17 protein-coding genes are annotated in these 15931 nt (G+C 67.6%); 5 read left to right on the forward strand and 12 right to left on the reverse strand.

Going from position 1 to position 15931, the window contains the following annotated elements:
* Positions 1-64: 64 nt before the first annotated feature.
* Genes ABDV78_RS12480 through ABDV78_RS12515 form a run of 8 tightly spaced genes read right to left on the reverse strand, consistent with a single transcriptional unit; the run spans position 65 to position 6721 of the window.
* The gene (locus tag ABDV78_RS12480) at positions 65-421 is read right to left on the reverse strand and encodes a hypothetical protein (RefSeq protein WP_343527703.1); all 357 of its coding nucleotides are present in this window, start codon (positions 419-421) and stop codon (positions 65-67) included.
* Positions 422-431: 10 nt separating this feature from the next.
* Complete coding sequence (gene moeB, locus ABDV78_RS12485) at positions 432-1184, reverse strand: molybdopterin-synthase adenylyltransferase MoeB (protein ID WP_343527735.1); 753 nt, start codon at positions 1182-1184, stop codon at positions 432-434.
* The gene (locus ABDV78_RS12490; RefSeq protein WP_343527704.1) at positions 1181-1636 is read right to left on the reverse strand and encodes a hypothetical protein; all 456 of its coding nucleotides are present in this window, start codon (positions 1634-1636) and stop codon (positions 1181-1183) included. Before ABDV78_RS12490 ends, moeB begins: the two co-directional genes overlap by 4 nt.
* On the reverse strand, positions 1633-2082 hold the full coding sequence (gene dut, locus ABDV78_RS12495) for a dUTP diphosphatase (RefSeq protein WP_343527705.1): 450 nt from the start codon (positions 2080-2082) through the stop codon (positions 1633-1635). Before dut ends, ABDV78_RS12490 begins: the two co-directional genes overlap by 4 nt.
* Positions 2079-3311: a bifunctional phosphopantothenoylcysteine decarboxylase/phosphopantothenate--cysteine ligase CoaBC gene (coaBC, locus tag ABDV78_RS12500; protein ID WP_343527707.1), complete on the reverse strand. Its 1233-nt coding sequence runs from the start codon at positions 3309-3311 to the stop codon at positions 2079-2081. Before coaBC ends, dut begins: the two co-directional genes overlap by 4 nt.
* Positions 3308-4414: a hypothetical protein gene (locus ABDV78_RS12505; protein ID WP_343527708.1), complete on the reverse strand. Its 1107-nt coding sequence runs from the start codon at positions 4412-4414 to the stop codon at positions 3308-3310. Before ABDV78_RS12505 ends, coaBC begins: the two co-directional genes overlap by 4 nt.
* Positions 4415-4416: 2 nt before the next feature.
* On the reverse strand, positions 4417-5952 hold the full coding sequence (gene ubiB, locus ABDV78_RS12510; protein WP_343527709.1) for a 2-polyprenylphenol 6-hydroxylase: 1536 nt from the start codon (positions 5950-5952) through the stop codon (positions 4417-4419).
* A gap of 37 nt (positions 5953-5989) precedes the next feature.
* Entirely contained in the window at positions 5990-6721 is a 732-nt protein-coding gene (locus ABDV78_RS12515; protein WP_343527710.1) for a class I SAM-dependent methyltransferase, read from the reverse strand.
* Between the two features lie 80 nt (positions 6722-6801).
* Between ABDV78_RS12515 and mutM the strand changes: the two genes are divergently transcribed.
* The 3 genes from mutM (at position 6802) to dnaA (ending at position 10003) form a co-directional block, all read left to right on the forward strand.
* Positions 6802-7617, forward strand: a complete 816-nt coding sequence (gene mutM / locus ABDV78_RS12520) for a bifunctional DNA-formamidopyrimidine glycosylase/DNA-(apurinic or apyrimidinic site) lyase (RefSeq protein WP_343527711.1) — start codon at positions 6802-6804, stop codon at positions 7615-7617.
* Between the two features lie 87 nt (positions 7618-7704).
* Entirely contained in the window at positions 7705-7968 is a 264-nt protein-coding gene (gene rpsT / locus ABDV78_RS12525) for a 30S ribosomal protein S20 (RefSeq protein WP_219019355.1), read from the forward strand.
* A 472-nt stretch (positions 7969-8440) separates the two neighbouring features.
* On the forward strand, positions 8441-10003 hold the full coding sequence (dnaA, locus tag ABDV78_RS12530; RefSeq protein WP_343527712.1) for a chromosomal replication initiator protein DnaA: 1563 nt from the start codon (positions 8441-8443) through the stop codon (positions 10001-10003).
* A 25-nt stretch (positions 10004-10028) separates the two neighbouring features.
* On the opposite strand, the gene ABDV78_RS12535 is transcribed toward dnaA, so the two are convergent.
* Genes ABDV78_RS12535 through secB form a run of 4 tightly spaced genes read right to left on the reverse strand, consistent with a single transcriptional unit; the run spans position 10029 to position 13690 of the window.
* Positions 10029-10571: an AAA family ATPase gene (locus ABDV78_RS12535; RefSeq protein WP_343527713.1), complete on the reverse strand. Its 543-nt coding sequence runs from the start codon at positions 10569-10571 to the stop codon at positions 10029-10031.
* The gene (gene trpS / locus ABDV78_RS12540) at positions 10571-11578 is read right to left on the reverse strand and encodes a tryptophan--tRNA ligase (protein ID WP_343527714.1); all 1008 of its coding nucleotides are present in this window, start codon (positions 11576-11578) and stop codon (positions 10571-10573) included. The genes ABDV78_RS12535 and trpS overlap by 1 nt, the downstream gene beginning before the upstream one ends.
* A gap of 8 nt (positions 11579-11586) precedes the next feature.
* The gene (gene murJ / locus ABDV78_RS12545; protein WP_343527716.1) at positions 11587-13164 is read right to left on the reverse strand and encodes a murein biosynthesis integral membrane protein MurJ; all 1578 of its coding nucleotides are present in this window, start codon (positions 13162-13164) and stop codon (positions 11587-11589) included.
* A 13-nt stretch (positions 13165-13177) separates the two neighbouring features.
* Complete coding sequence (gene secB, locus ABDV78_RS12550; RefSeq protein WP_343527736.1) at positions 13178-13690, reverse strand: protein-export chaperone SecB; 513 nt, start codon at positions 13688-13690, stop codon at positions 13178-13180.
* Positions 13691-13882: 192 nt separating this feature from the next.
* Between secB and ABDV78_RS12555 the strand changes: the two genes are divergently transcribed.
* Positions 13883-14530, forward strand: coding sequence for a Tim44/TimA family putative adaptor protein (locus ABDV78_RS12555; protein WP_343527717.1), 648 nt, complete (start codon positions 13883-13885; stop codon positions 14528-14530).
* Positions 14531-14778: 248 nt separating this feature from the next.
* Positions 14779-15906: a murein transglycosylase A gene (locus ABDV78_RS12560; RefSeq protein WP_343527737.1), complete on the forward strand. Its 1128-nt coding sequence runs from the start codon at positions 14779-14781 to the stop codon at positions 15904-15906.
* Positions 15907-15931 lie beyond the last annotated feature (25 nt).

Here is a 15931-nt window from a genome sequence, read left to right on the forward strand (position 1 = left end):
TCGTAAGGTCGCCGCCCTTTTTTGCTGCTCGGTGGGAATGCCTCCGCGCAAAGGCGCCGCCGCGTTACCGGCCCCGTCTGTCCCCACGCCATGCCAGCCAGCGGAAGGTCAGCAGGATCACGGTCGGCCACAGCATCGTCGCCCACATGTCCGACCAGCTTGCGGCCAGATTGCCTTCGTCGGTGGGGTAGAAGGGCTGGAGCAGGTCATAGGCCTCGTTGATCGTCTCGATCACCAGCACGGTCAGCCAGCAGCGCCAGTCCCAGGGCGCGCGGCGCATGATGAACGCCGCCAGCACCAGGATGGCCATGCCCGCATGGGCGTGCAGCGTGCTGTCGGGCAGGCCGGTGATCTGCCCGATCCAGGACTTGTCGCCGGTCCAGTCGAGCCAGCCGGATGGGGGAGCGGGGGGCGTGGTCACGACACGGGACTCATGCTCGGGCACAGCGGCAGCCGGGGTCCTTGGGTAGGGCCAGCGTGCGGAAGCGCAGGGACAGCAGGTCGGCGATCAGCAACGATCCGGCGCTGTCCCGGCCGAAAGGGGCGATCGCGCGCAGCGTTTCCAGCGCGGCCAGGCTGCCCATGATCCCCGTGACGGGGCCAAGGACACCATCATCGGCGCAGGTCATGCCCGCCTGATCGACCGCATCGCCCACGAAGCAGCGATAGCAGGGCTTGTCCGCCTCCCAACCGCGATAGACGGCCAACTGCCCCTCAAACTGCCCTACCGCCGCCGAGACGAGAGGAATGCGGCGCGCAAGGGCGGCATCCGCCACCGCCAGCCGCGTCGCGAAATTGTCGCACCCGTCGAGCACGACATCGGCGCCCTCCAGCAGGGGGCCGATGGTGTCGGTCGTCACCCGGGTCCGGTGAATGGTCAGCGCGACATGCGGGTTCAGGCGGGCGACGAAGGCCGCCGCGGCCTCCACCTTGGGCGCGCCCTGATCGTCCGTTCGGAAGATCGTCTGGCGTTGCAGATTGGACGGCTCGACATGGTCGTCGTCGATCAGGGTGAGCGCGCCGACCCCGGCGGCGGCGAGATACTGGATGGCGGGCGATCCGATGCCGCCCGCGCCGATCACCGCGACCCGCGCCGCCTTCAGCCGAAGCTGGCCACCGCCGCCGAACTCGCGCAGCACGATATGGCGGGCATAGCGGGCAAGTTCGTCATCGGACAGGATCATCCCGGCCATGTATAGGTGATGGCGGTCCGATACCAGCGATCCCCGGCCAGCATGGCACGGTGCGGCAGGTGACGCATCATGCGCTCGGCCGCGCCCGCGCTATATTGCTCGACCGTCGGGCAGTCGATCGCCAGCGGCACGACCGTCTGGACAAGGCCATCGGGGGAGATGCGCAGCGCCAGCGGCACCGCCAGCACCATCTGCCCGCTGCCGTCGCGGCTGGCACGGGTGCAGCGTCCCGCGTGCACCTCCTCGCGCACGAAGCGGATCATGTCGGGGCCGGCCGAACCCAGGGTGATGACGGGCAGGCCGGTCCAGTCGTGTGGCGGTTCGGCGGGGGCAGGGGCAGGGGCAGGGGCAGGGGCCGCCGGGGGCGGTGTCTGAGCGGCGACGGGCGGCGGTGGCGCGGCGACCGGCGCCTGCATCAGGGCCAAGGCCAGGGCGGGGATCATCGGCCGGTCGATCCGAAGCCACCCGTACCCCGCTCGGTTGAATCCAGTTCGGTCACCTCGGTCAGGGTCGCGCGCTGGACGGGGGCGGGGACCAGCTGGGCGATGCGCTCGCCGCGCACCACCTCGAAAGGCTGATCGCCCAGATTGGCGAGGATCACCTTCACCTCGCCGCGATAATCCTCATCGATGGTGCCCGGCGTGTTGAGGCAGGTGATGCCGTTCTTGAGCGCCAGGCCGGATCGCGGGCGAACCTGAACCTCGTAACCGGGCGGGATGGCGATCGCGAAGCCGGTCGCCACCGCGGCGCGACGGCCCGGTTCCAGCGTCAGCGTCTCGGCCGCGACCACGTCCATCCCGGCCGCGCCCGGCGTGGCATAAACGGGAAGCGGAAGCCCTTCACCATGGGGCAAGCGTTTGAGGGCAATCGAAATCGGTGCGAGTGTCATGGCCGCGCTTGTAGCGCATCGGCAATGCGTTGCGCGAGCCCCCCGGCCACGTCTTCCTTGCTCATCCGCGGCCAGCTTTCGACGCCATCGGCGGTGATCAGGTGGATGCTGTTCGCCTCGCCCCCGAATGTGTCCGAGGATACGTCGTTGGCGACGATCCAGTCGGCGCGCTTGCGGACTCGCTTGGCTACAGCGTGTTCGATGACCTGTTCCGTCTCCGCCGCGAAACCGACGACCAGGGCGGGGCGGTTCGGCGAGGCGGCGAGCGTTGCCAATATGTCCGGGTTTTCGACAAGCGTCAGGGCCGGTGGCGCGCCGCCGTCCTTCTTGACCTTCTGCCCCGCCGCCTCGACCCGCCAGTCGGCGACCGCCGCGACCATGACGGCGGCATCGGCGGGCAGCGCGCCATCGACCGCCTCGGCCATTTGCCGCGCGCTCTCGACATCGATCCGGTCCACGCCAGCCGGGGTGGGAAGCGTCACCGGACCCGCGATCAACGTCACCCGCGCGCCGAGCCTGGCGAGCGCCCCCGCCACCGCGAAACCCTGTCGTCCCGAGGAGCGATTGGCGATGTAGCGGACGGGATCGATCGGCTCATGCGTCGGCCCGGCGGTGACGAGAATATGCCGCCCCGCCAACACCTGTTTCGCCAATACCTGTTTCGCCAATACCTGTTTCGTCGGCACCTGCTCCGCCTGCGCCAGTGCCGCCTCGATCGCCGCCAGGATCGCGGGCGGCTCGGGCAGGCGGCCCGGGCCGAACTCGCCGCACGCCATCGCGCCCTCGTCGGGGGGCATCACCGTCACGCCGTCCGCACGCAGTCGGGCGATGTTGCGCTGGGTCGCGGGGTGGAGCCACATCCGCACGTTCATCGCGGGCGCGACCAGCACCGGCGTATCGGTGGCGAGCAGCAGCGTGGTCGCCAGATCGTCGGCCAGCCCGTTCGCCATCCGCGCCAAAAGGTCGGCGGTGCCCGGCGACACGACGATCAGGTCGGCCTCCCGGCTGAGCTGGATATGCCCCATCTCCGCTTCGTCCTTCAGGTCCCACAGAGTGGTGAAGACCTGATTCTCGGACAGCGCGGCCAGCGTCATCGGGGTCACGAAATGGCTGCCCCCCTCGGTCAGGACACAGCGGACGCTATGCCCCTTCTTGCGCAGAAGGCGGATCAGTTCGCAGCTTTTATAGGCGGCGATGCCGCCGCCGACGATCAACAGGATATGGCTCATCGCACGACTCGCGTCACGGTGATGCGTCGCCGCTCGCGCGCGGCGGCGATCAGCTCGCGCACCGCGTCGGGGGCCAGGACGACGCCAAGGAAGAAGAGCGGAGAAAGCCCCGCCACGAAGGCGGCCGAGCCGGTCACCAGCGTCGCCAGGGCAAAGGCCGCCATGGTGGCACCCGCCCGCCGCGCCGCCGCCTGTCGCCAATGCGCCCAGCCCAGCGCCGCCAGCACCGACAGCGGCACGACCACACCCATGGGCAGATATCCCACGACACTGGCCGAAGCGATGGTCGCGATCAGCGTTCCGGGGCTCAGAAGATCGATCGGCGCGTCGATTGCCGGGTCGAGCCGTGTGACCAGCGGATTGAGCGCATGGGCATGTGCGGCGAGGGCGAGCAGAGCGATCGCGATCGCGATCATCCAGGCGGTCACCTCCCGCCGAACGCCCGCCTGCCACGCCAGCGCCAGCATGACGAGGGCATAGAGCAGCGCCGTCTGGCTGATGAGCATTGCGGCCAGCCCCAGGGCGACGGCGGTCGGCATTGCCTCGGGCCGCCGCTGCGCCAGCGACAGCGCGATGAACATGCCGGCCCAGGCCTCGGGCACGGCGATCATCGTCGAGTTGATCAACGGATAGAGCCCCGCCACTAGCAGGATCACGGCCAGGGCGCGGGGACCCTGCCGGTCGAAGATCGGGATCACCCGTCGCAGCCAGCTCGCCGCCACGGCGACGGCCAGGATCGTCATCAGGCCATATCCGACCAGCGGGGGCAGCGCGGCCAGCGTGATCGACAATGCGGGCAACGGTACGGCGAACAGCACCGGGCGCAACGGCCGGTCATTCTCCCGCAGGGCATCGAGGGCGGCCGGGTAGAAGGACTGGCCGTGCCGGACATGGTCGAGGATCGCGGTGGTTGCCGGCGACAGTCGCTCGCGCACTGGTTCGACCGGGGCGTGCGTCAACAGCGCCACCGCGACGATCAGGATCAGCAGGGCCGACAGTCCCGCCGCCGCCAGGGGCGAAAGGTTCGACAGCCGCCCCGGCTGGCCAAACCAGAACGGCCGCGCTGTGCGGCGTGCCGGGGCGGGGGGCGTGCTGCCCGGCATCCCTACCGCAGCACGGCCAGGGTTGCCGCGACGCCCGCCGCCGCCGACAGCATCGAGAGGAGCGCATAGCGCCAGCCGCCGCCGATCCGCACCACCTCGATCTGCTTGAGCGGCGGGGCGGGGGGCTCTCCGCCGGGCGCGGGGTAGCGCGCCTCGATCCGGCGGACGAGATCGGGCAGGCGGGCGATGGTGCGCACATCCTCGATCAGCCGGTCGGCGATCTTGGCCTCGGGGCCCAGCTCGGTGCGAATCCATTCGCGCACGAAGGGCGCGGCCGAGTCCCACAGGTTGATGTCGGGATCGAGGCTGGTCGCCACGCCCTCGACCATCACCATCGTCTTCTGGAGCAGCAGCAGATGCGGCTGCGTCACCATGTCGAAATCGCGGGTGATCGAGAAAAGCCCGTCGAGCATCATGCCGATCGACATGTCCTTGACCGGCAGTCCGCGCATCGGCTCGCCCACCGCGCGTAGCGCGGTCGCGAACTCGGCGACATTGTGGTGCGGCGGAACATAGCCCGCCTCGAAATGAATCTCCGCGACGCGCTTATAGTTGCCGGTGATCAGGCCATAGAGGATCTCGGCCAGCCAGACCCGTGCGCGCCGGTCGATCCGGCCCATGATGCCGAAGTCGATCGCGGCGATCTTGTTGCCGGGCAGGGCGAACAGATTGCCCTGGTGCATGTCGGCGTGGAAAAAGCCCTCGGCAATGGCCTGGCGCAGGAAAGCCCGCACCAGTGTCTGGGCGAGGTGCGGCAGGTCATAGCCGGCATCGACCAGCGCCTGGCGGTTGGACAGCTTGATGCCGTCGATCCACTCGACCGTCAGAACCTTGGCGGTCGAACGCTGCCAGTCGATCTGCGGCACCATGAAATCGGGCTCGGCGGTCATCGCCTCGGCAAGTTCGGAGGCGCTGGCCGCCTCGCGCCGGAAATTCAGCTCGCGCAATGTCCAGCGGCGGAAATTCTCGACCGTCAGGCGTGGGCGCAGGCGGGCGGCCTCGGGACTCATCCCCTCGACCTGCGCGGCCGCCCATTGATAGGTGTCGATGGCGCGGGTGAAATCGTCCTCGACGCCGGGACGCAGCACCTTGACCGCGACCGTCCGGCCGTCGGTGGTCACCGCCCGGTGCACCTGCGCGATCGAGGCCGCGCCGACCGGCGTCTCCTCGATCGAGGCGAAGAAATGCGACGGCGGACGCCCCATGCTCGCCTCCATCGCGGCGCAGATCGTCGCGAAGGGGACGGGCGGCAACTGGTCCTGAAGGCGCAGCAGGTCGCGCGCGGCGTCCTCGCCGACCAGATCGGGGCGGGTCGCGAGCGTCTGGCCGAGCTTGATGGCCGCCGGGCCGATCGCCTGGAACGCATCGGCATAGGCGGGCTGGGCGGGCACGCGCGCGCCGAACCGGGCGACCCGTGCGAGCCGGCGTACCGGCGCGGGCGTGTTGGGATCGCGCTCGATCCCGCGCAACGCGCCATGCCGCGCGAGCGTCCGCCCCCATTTGAGCAGACGCCAGAGATGCACCACCGGCTGCGTCACAGGGCGCGCGCGCTCATGCCGCGCGAAGCTGCCCGCATCAAATCTTCCAGCCCGAATGGATCGCGACCAGGCCGCCCATGATCGGCTCGACCTTGGTTTCGATGAAGCCCGCCTCGCGGATCATCCGCTCGAAGGACGGCATGTCGGGGAAGCGACGGATCGACTCGATCAGATAGCGATAGCTGTCCGCATCGCCTGCCAGCATCTGGCCCAGCTTGGGCACCAGCCTGTGCGAATAGGCGTCGTATACCTCCGAGAAGCCCGGCCAGACGGTGGTCGAGAATTCCAGGCAGAAGAACCGCCCGCCACGCCGCAGCACGCGGTGCGCTTCCTTGAGCGCGGCCGGAATGTCGGTGACGTTACGGATGCCGAAGGCGATGGTATAGGCGTCGAAGAACTTGTCGGGGAAGGTCAGGGTCTCGGCATTCGCCTCGGTCCAGACCAGGCCGTCGAGCCCACGCTCCTGCGCGCGCTTCATGCCCACGTCCAGCATCGCCGGGTTGATGTCGGCGACCGTGATGCTCGCGCCCGACTCGGCCAGGCGGAAGGCGATGTCGCCGGTACCGCCCGCCATGTCGAGAATCTGGTCGCTGGCGCGGGGCTTCACCCGGCGGACGAAGCGATCCTTCCACAGCCGGTGCATGCCGCCCGACATGGCATCGTTCATCAGGTCATATTTGGAAGCGACGTTGGTGAAGACCCCGCCGACTCGGGCGGTCTTCTCATCGCGGGGCACATCTTCATAGCCGAAGGAGACGGTATCGCTCATGAGAGATGCCCTAGCCCGGCCTTGCTGGCGGGGCAAACGCTACCTAGCTGTTTGCGTGACGAAAGCCATTCCGAGGAACGATGCCCGAACTTCCCGAGGTCGAAACCACCGTGCGCGGCCTGACGCCGGTGCTGGCGGGCCAGCGCCTGGATCTGGTCGAGCCGCGTCGGGCCGATCTGCGCCGCCCGTTCCCCGCGGATCTGCGCCAGCGGATGACGGGGGCGACCGTGACCGCGCTGGGGCGACGGGCCAAATACGGCCTGATCGATACCGATCGCGGCGACACCATGGTCTTCCACCTCGGCATGTCGGGGCGCTGGCGGATCGATCCCGGCGAACCGCTGGCGCATGACCATCTGCTCCTGGAGACGGGGGCGGGGCGGCGACTGGCGCTGAACGATCCCCGGCGATTCGGTTTTGTCGATCTTTGGCCGACGGTGGATCTTGCCTCCTATCCTCCCTTCCTCGCCATGGGGCCCGAGCCGCTGGGGGCGGACTTCACCGCCGATTATCTGGCGGCCGCGCTGGAGGGGCGGACCGCGCCGATCAAGGCGATGCTGCTCGACCAGCGGGTCGTGGCGGGCCTCGGCAATATCTATGTGTGCGAGGCGCTGCACATGGCGAAGATCACGCCGGGCCGTGCCGGCGGACAGATTTCCAAGACGCGACTCGTCCGGTTGGTGGCGGCGATCCGGGCGGTGCTGGAGGCCGCGATCCTGGCGGGAGGATCGTCCCTGCGCGATTATGTGCGGCCCGACGGCGAACTGGGCTATTTCTCCAAGGAATGGCGGGTCTATGGTCGCGAGGGCGAGGCGTGCGAATGTGGTGCGATCGTCCGGCGGCGGAGCGATTCGGGACGTTCCACTTTCTGGTGCGCGAACTGCCAGCGCAGTTGACGTCCGGCGCGCCACCCGTTAAGGGGCGCGGCTTCAAAGCTGGTGCGTCGCGCCGCTATCCCTTTTGATCGAGATTTAGAGGTTTTCATGGCGAACACGCCGCAGGCCAAAAAGCGTATCCGTCGCAACGAGCGTCGCGCCGTCATCAACGGCAACCGCGTCAGCCGCATCCGTACTTTCGTGAAGAAGGTCGAAGCCGCTCTGGCAGCGGGCGACAAGGAAAGCGCGACGGTCGCTCTGGCCGCGGCGCAGCCGGAAATGGCCCGCGGCGTCGCCAAGGGCGTGCTGCACAAGAACACGGTCGCGCGCAAGTTCTCGCGCCTGACCAAGCGCATCGCCGCACTGGCCTAAGCCTCTCGGTTTGCGACGAAGTAACCCGCCGGGGGCGGCCCCGGCGGGTTTTTTCGTGCCTGTGTGGCGGATGTTGATCACTTTTTAGGAGTAGTTCCTGGGGGAACCAAGTCGCGTTTCGCGCAACCTCAGGACTTTCCGCGATTCGAGTGATTCGGCTTTCTGCCATGATTGTGGCATCTCAAGTAATATCGTTATTTTTCAGTGGGTTATGAGATAATTTGACGGGATTCCGCGGCCTTTGGCCTGTCAATCCGGTTTATTTCAGATTTATGGCCGGAGACGGTCTTGATCGCACCCCACCATGGATCATAATCGGTATCCCAGCAGCGGTGCTTCGTGCCCGCGTCATGGAAATAGCGAAGTGGCATGACCGGGCCGAATCCGTTTGATTCGCCCATGGGAATCTTGTCGCCGAGTGAAACAGAGGTTCGTCCGCTTGAACGGCGGTCGGCATGATTGGAGTGCGCGTGTGACGAATTGGCAGGCAACGCGACCGACGACCGACCAGGCCCGTGCCTGGGCGCGCGTCCGCGCGAACCTGCGCGAGTCGGCTGGCGCACGCCTGTTCGACCAGTGGCTGAAGCCAATGGAGCTGATCGAGGGCGACGAGCCCGACACGGTTCGTCTCGCGCTCCCCTCCGCCTTCGCGACCAACTGGGTGCGCAGCCATTATGCCGATCGGCTGCATCTGGAGTTCCGGGCAGTGCTGCCCGAGGTTCGTTCGGTCGTGATCGAGACCCGCGCGCCCGCCAAGGTCGCGCGGATGACCTCTGTGGAGACGTTCGGCGCGGCTCCGACCCGGGAGCCGGTTCCGTCGGCGCGGTCCGCCGAGGCACCATCCGCGCCGGTCGGGGATGACGAACAGCCGTCGCTCTTCGCCGAGGTCGTTGCTCCCAGGTCGCTGCGTGCCGCGCCTGCGCCCGTCTCTCCCGCTCCCGCGACTCCCCGGCCCGTGGTGAAGGCCGCGCCGACCGTTGCCGCCGCGCCTGCGCCGCGTGTGCACAGCGATCGCCCGCCGCTCGATCCGCGTCTGACCTTCGATCGGTTCGTGGTCGACTCGTCGAACCGCGTCGCGTTCAACGCCGCATTGTCGCTGGCCGAGCCGGGCCCGCCGCGTTTCAGTCCGCTCTTCCTCCATGGCGGCACCGGGCAGGGCAAGACCCACCTGATGCACGCCATCGCCCATGCCTTTCTCGAGTCGCATCCCGATGCGGTCGTGCTGTGCATGTCGGCCGAGCGGTTCATGTTCGATTTCGTCGCCGCGATGCGCGCGCGCGATACCTTCAGCTTCAAGTCGCGGCTGCGGTCGGCCGACTTGCTGCTGATCGACGATCTTCAGTTCATCGCGGGCAAGGACTCGACCCAGGAAGAATTCTTCCACACCGTCAATGAGCTGGTCGGTGCGGGCAAGCGGCTGGTCATCTCGGCCGATCGTTCGCCCCAGTCGCTCGATGGGGTGGAGCCGCGGATCATCGGTCGGCTTGGCGCCGGTCTGGTCGCCGATATCAAGGCGCCCGACCTGACCCTGCGTCGTACCATCCTCAACCGCAAGGTCGCCGATCTCCCCGAGATCGAGGTGCCGACCGACGTGCTCGATCTGCTCGCCTCGCGGATTCGCGGCAATATCCGCGAGCTGGAAGGCGCGCTGAACCGGGTCGTCGCCTATGCGCAGCTGACCGGAGACAAGATCGACCTGGAATTCGCGGTCGCGACCCTGGGCGAGGTGCTGCGTGGTGCCCAGCGGCGAATCACGATCGATGAAATCCAGAAGCTGGTGAGCCGCCATTTCGAGCTGAAGCCGCTCGACCTGGTTTCGGCACGCCGAGCCCGTGCGATTGCCCGCCCGCGCCAGATCGCCATGTATCTCGCCAAGCGCCTGACCACCCGCTCGCTGCCCGAGATCGGGCGCAAGTTTGGTGGTCGCGATCATTCGACCGTCATCTATGCGGTGCGCAAGATCGAGGAACTGCGCGATACCGATCGGGATATCGACAATGCCGTGCGGGTGTTGATGAAGGAACTGGAAGGGTAAGGCGCGCCCTGTCAGGGGAAAGGGCTCAGCCCAGATCGGCCAGCACCCGATCCAGTCCCGGTGCCTGCCCATAGCGGATGACCCGCCCGCCAGCCGCCTCCAATAGCTGTAGAATGTCCGGTCGCACCGCGCGTCGCCAGTTCCAGCAAAAGGCGAGAAAGCCGAAATCCAGCCGCTCCGGGCATTGGGGTGCGCTATCGGGGCGGCTCTGCCCGTAATGGCGGGCGATGCGCCGAAGGATGCGCGGGATCGTCACGCGTCGGGGCAGATCGAGAAGGATGATCCGATCCGCACGGGCCAGCCGGTCGCGGATCGCCGTGCCGTATTTTTCGTTCGAATAATTGCCGTCGATCACCCATTCGGGCCGCGCGGCAATCGCGGTCAGGTCGGCGATGAAGTCCTCTCTTGCCCGTATGGTCCAGCCGGGGGCGTGGAACAGGGCATCCACATGCCAGACGCGCAAGCCCAGATGTTCGCCCAGCGCCCGGGCCAGCGTCGACTTGCCGCTGCCGGGCGGCCCCATCACCATGATCCGACGAGGAACCGGGGTGACGGGGCCGGGGGCCATCAGATTTGCAGGCCCATGGTCCGCTGCACATCGAGCAGCAGGGGGGCGGCCAGATCGCGGGCCTTTTCCGCGCCGCGCTCCAGAATGCGGCCGACCTCGCCGCGATCGTCGAGCAACCGGGTCAGCCGCTCGCGGATCGGCCCCAGCGTGGCGACCGCCAGATCCGCGAGTTCCGGCTTGAACGCGCCGAAGCCCTTGCCCGCGAACTGGGCCAGCACGTCGGCGGGTTCGCGGTCCGACATGGCGGCATAGATGGTGATCAGGTTGCGCGCCTCGGGGCGTCCTTCCAGCCCGTCCATCGTCTCGGGCAGGACGTCGGGGTCGGTCTTGGCCTTGCGGAACTTCTCGGCGATCATGTCGTCGCTGTCGATCAGCTTGACCAGCGACATCTCCGAGGGGTTGGACTTGGACATTTTGGATGCACCGTCGCGCAGGCTCATGATGCGCGGTGCGGCCTTGCTGATCAGCGGCTCGGGCAGGGTGAAGAGTTCGCGGCCATAATCGTTGTTGAACTTGGTCGCGATGTCGCGGGCCAGTTCCAGATGCTGCTTCTGGTCCTCGCCGACGGGCACGTGCGTCGCATTGTAGAGCAGCACGTCGGCAGCCATCAGCACCGGATAGTCGTACAGCCCGACACTGGCGCCCTCGCGGTTCTTGCCCGCCTTGTCCTTGAACTGGGTCATGCGGTTCAGCCAGCCGACCCGCGCGACATTGTTCAGCAGCCAGCCCAGCTCGCTATGCGCGGGCACGCGCGTCTGGTTGAACAGGATCGAGCGTTCGGGATCGATCCCCGCCGCGATCAGCGTCGCGGTCATCTCGATCGTGTTGGCGGCCATCGCCTCCGGTGCGATCCATTCGGTCAGGCCGTGGAGGTCGGCGATGAAGTACATCGTCTCGCCGCCCTGGGCCTGGATGTCGTCCTGCATCGCCACCCACTGCTTCACGGCGCCCAGATAGTTGCCGAGGTGAAGATTGCCCGTGGGCTTGATGCCGGAAACGACGCGCATGATGGTCCTCAAGATTTGCGGCGAACGAGCCGCTTGATGTCCGCGACGCGGAATGCCCCGGTCGCGAAGGTGGCGATCGCATAGACGAGCATGCCGGTCGCGACCAGTATGATGAGCGCGCCCCAGCGCTCCAGGTTCGAGCCGGTGACATAGGGCTGGAACCGCGCATTGAGCAGCGCCATCGCCCCGCCCATCAGCAGGGCGGCGAGCCCCATCCGCCAGCTCCGGCGGCGAAGCTGCGCATCGGCGACGAAATGCCCGCGCCGCGACAGGGCACGATAGAGCAGTACGACATTGACGGTCGAGGCGATCGCGGTGGCGAGCGGCGGTCCCATATGCCGGAGCGGCCAGATCAGGATCAGGTTCAGCACCAGATTGACCACCATCGACCAGGTGGCGAACCGCACCGGCGTCCGCGTATCGGCCCGGGCATAGAAGCCGGGCGTCAGCACCTTGACCAGGATATAGCTGGGCAGGCCGATCGAGAAGGCGGCCAGCGCCTGTGCGGTATAGAAGCTGTTGGTCGCGGTGAACTTGCCATGCTGGAACAGCGCGGCGGCGATCGGCTGGCCGCAGACGATCAGGGCGACGGTGGCGGGCAGGGTGAGCAGCAGCGCCAGTTCCATGCCCCGGTTCTGCGTCTCCATCGCCTCCGCCTCGCGTCCCGCGCCCAGCAGGCGGGAGATGGTGGGAAGCAGAACGGTGCCCAGGCCGATGCCGATCAGCCCCAGCGGCAACTGGTTCAGCCGGTCGGCGGCATAGATGTACGAGACCGATCCCGCGGGCAGGAAACGCGCGGCCAAGGCGGTCGAGACGACGAGATTGACCTGCACTGCGCCCGCACCCGCGGCGGCCGGGAGGATCAGCTTCAACAGCCGCCGCACATCGTCGTTGATCGTCGGGCGTTTCAGCCGCAGCCTTACGCCTGCGCGCCGACAGGCCCACCATAGCCAGACCAGTTGCAACGCCCCCGCTACCGACACCGCAATCGCCTGATTGCGGGCGGTGGGCAGGGGATTATGGTCGTGGAACAGCAGCAGGGCCGCAATCAGCGTCAGGTTGAGCAGGATCGGCGCGGCGGCGTTCACCCAGAAACGTTGCAGCGAATTGAGAATGCCGCCGAGTAGCGAAACCAGGCTGATGAACAGCAGATAGGGGAAGGTCAGCCGGTTGAGCAGGACGATGTAATCGAACTGCGCCGTCGTGCCGTCGCCATAGCCGAAGGTCTGGATCCAGGTGACGGGCCAGGCGGCCAGTTCGACCAGGATCGTCATCACGATCAGGACGGGCAACAGGACCGACAGGGCGTTTTCGGCAAAGGCCAGGCCATGGGCCAGGCCCGACCCTTCCGCCGCCTGGTCGCCCTCGGCCACCTTGCGGTTGAACATCGGGATGAAGGCGGCGGAAAAGGCGCCCTCGGCGAAGAGGGCGCGGAACAGATTGGGCAGGCGAAACGCGATCTGGAATGCATCGGAGGCGAAGTTCGCGCCCACGAAGCGGAAGAACAGCGAGTCGCGAACCAGACCAAGCACGCGGCTGGCCAGTGTCAGCCCGCCGACCGAGCCCAGCGCCTTGGTCAGGTTCATCGATCAGACCGGATCAGGCGTGGCCGGTTTCCGGGGTATTGGGCTGCGCGCCAGCCTGCGCATCCGCCTGCTGCAGATAGAGCTGCGCGAAGTCGATCGGCTCCAGCATCAGCGGCGGGAAGCCGCCGTCGCGCACCGCATCCGCCAGCACGCGGCGGGCGAAGGGGAAGAGCAGGCGCGGCGCTTCGCCCAGCATGAAGGGCTGGATCTGATCGACCGGCACGTTGCGGAAGCCGAAGAGCCCGGCATAGCTGAGGTCCACGATGAACGCGGTCTTGCCCTCGGATTCGGCACGAACCTCGATCTTCAACGTCAGTTCGTGGACTTCCTCACCGACCTGGGTGGCGGAGATGTTGAACTGCACGTCGATGCCGGGTGCGGTCTGCGCCTGATAGATGGCGGGCGCGTTCGGATTCTCGAACGACAGGTCCTTTACATATTGCGAGATCAGACCGGCTGCGGGGCCCGCATCCTCGCCCTCGGCGGTCGGCGCTTCGAAGCCCTGCGGCAAACCCTGTTCGTCCATCGTCGATACCTTCTTGCGTGAGATCAAGGGGAATAGGGAACCGAAAGGGCGGGTTCGCGCGTTCGGCCCAATGGCCGTTGCGCGTAGCAGCGGGCAGGCACGGATTCAACCTTGCCCTCTTCTGTCGGGAGCGCGGGTTTTCATTGTCGCCCCATGCGCCTATATCGGCCCTGATAGTGAAAGGCGCCTGTGTTGTTATTCTACGTCGTTCTCCTCGCGATGGTCGCGCTCTTCCTGGCGCTCCGGCTCTACAGCGTGCTGGGGAAGCGGACGGGACACGAGCAGCCATTGCCGCGCAGCGCGGACGATCGGCCGCTGCCGATCACGCTGCCGCGTGCGCCCGAACCCGCACAGGCGGCCGCCCCGGTGATGAACCGCAATATCGATCCGCGCGCCGAACAGGGGCTGCGGGCGGTGATTTCGGGCGAGCCGGGTTTCGACGTGAACCAGTTTCTGGGCGGTGCGCAGGCGGCCTATCGCATGACCCTCGAAGCCTTTTGGAAGGGGGACGAGGACGCACTTGCCGATCTGGTCGAACGGGACGTGCTGGCCGCCTTCGCTGAGGCGATCGCGCAACGGCGTGAGGCGGGGCAGACGCTCGACAACCGGTTGATCCGGGTCGACAGTGCGCGGATCGTCGATGCCCAGGTGGAGGGCCGACAGGCGCGGATCACCGTCCGCTTTGATGCCGATATCGCGGCCGTGACCCGCGACGCCGAGGGGCAGGTGATCGCCGGTTCGTTGAGCGATGCGGTCGAGACGCATGACGTCTGGACCTTCGCCCGGACGCTCAAGAGCGGCGATCCGAACTGGAAGCTCGTCGACACCGACGAAGCCTGACGGACAGTCCCGCGATGAGGGGGTATCGCGCCGCGACGCTGGTCGCGCTTTCGCTCGCCGTATCGGCTTGCGCCGGACATATCGTGCCGCCCGGTGGCGGGTCGGTGGAAACGCCGTCACGCAGGCCGCATGAGCCCGTCCGCCACGAACCGCGTCCGCGCCCCGGTGCGGTGGTGGTGCAACCTGGCGGCAGACCCGGCCTTTCGCGCGTGCCCGAGGGCCCGGTGCGGATCGTCGGGGCGACGCCGATGCCCGCGACCCCGGTCGTTCCCGTGGCCGGTGCGGCCACCGCCGCGCAGGCCGGGGTGCTGGCCGGGCCGCCTGTCGCCTCGCTGCCGATCACCGAACCGCAGGCGGAGGCCGCGCGGGTGGCGTTCCTGTTGTCCTGCCCCGGATTGATGCGGCGCACGGACGGCAGCGGGTTGACGCAAGGGGCGGACTGGCAACCTGCCTGCCAGGCGGCCCCCAGCATTCCGCGCGGCGGCGCCCGCGACTTCTTCGCCCGTTATTTCGAGGCGGTGCAGGTCGGCGATGGCCGTTCGCTTGCCACCGGCTATTACGAGCCGGAGATCGCCGGGTCGCGCGAGCATCGTTCGGGCTATGACGTGCCGATCTATGCCCGTCCGCGCGACCTCATCGATGTCGATCTGGGGGCCTTCTCCACCGATCTGAAGGGCAAGAAGGTGCGCGGCAAGGTACAGGGCAGCAACCTTGTCCCCTATGACGACCGCACCGCGATCGAGCAGGGTTCGCTGGAGGGGCGTGCGCCGGTCCTCGCCTGGGGTGCCGACCCGGTCGAGGTGTTCTTTCTGCAAATCCAGGGCTCGGGGCGGCTGCGCCAGCCTGACGGCACGATCATGCGGATCGGCTATGACAGCCAGAATGGCCGGGATTATACGGGCATCGGTGCGCTGATGAAGGCGCGCGGGCTGCTGGGACCGGGCCAGACCTCGATGCAGGGGATCGTGCAATGGCTGCACGACCATCCCGAAGAGGGCCGGGCGATCATGCGCGAGAACAAGAGCTTCGTCTTCTTCCGCGAACTGAGCGGGGCACCGCAGGGTGCGATGGGCTATGCGGTGACGGGCCAGGTCAGCGCGGCGGCCGATCCCAAATTCGTGCCGCTCGGCGCGCCCGTCTTCCTGTCGATGGACCGGCAGGACGTGACCGGCCTGTGGGTCGTGCAGGACACCGGCGGGGCGATCAAGGGCTCCAACCGCTTCGACACCTTCTGGGGCGCAGGGGAGACCGCGCGGGCGGTGGCGGGCGGCATGTCGGCGCGGGGTACGGCCTTCCTGCTGCTGCCGGTCGGTACGCTTGCACGTGCCGGGGTCGTGGCTTCTGGCGGGGCGACCGGTGCGATCCCTCAACCCTGACGAGGCGCAACTCTGGGTGCGGGTG

Source organism: Sphingomonas sp., assembly GCF_039594485.1.
Taxonomy (GTDB): domain Bacteria; phylum Pseudomonadota; class Alphaproteobacteria; order Sphingomonadales; family Sphingomonadaceae; genus Sphingomonas.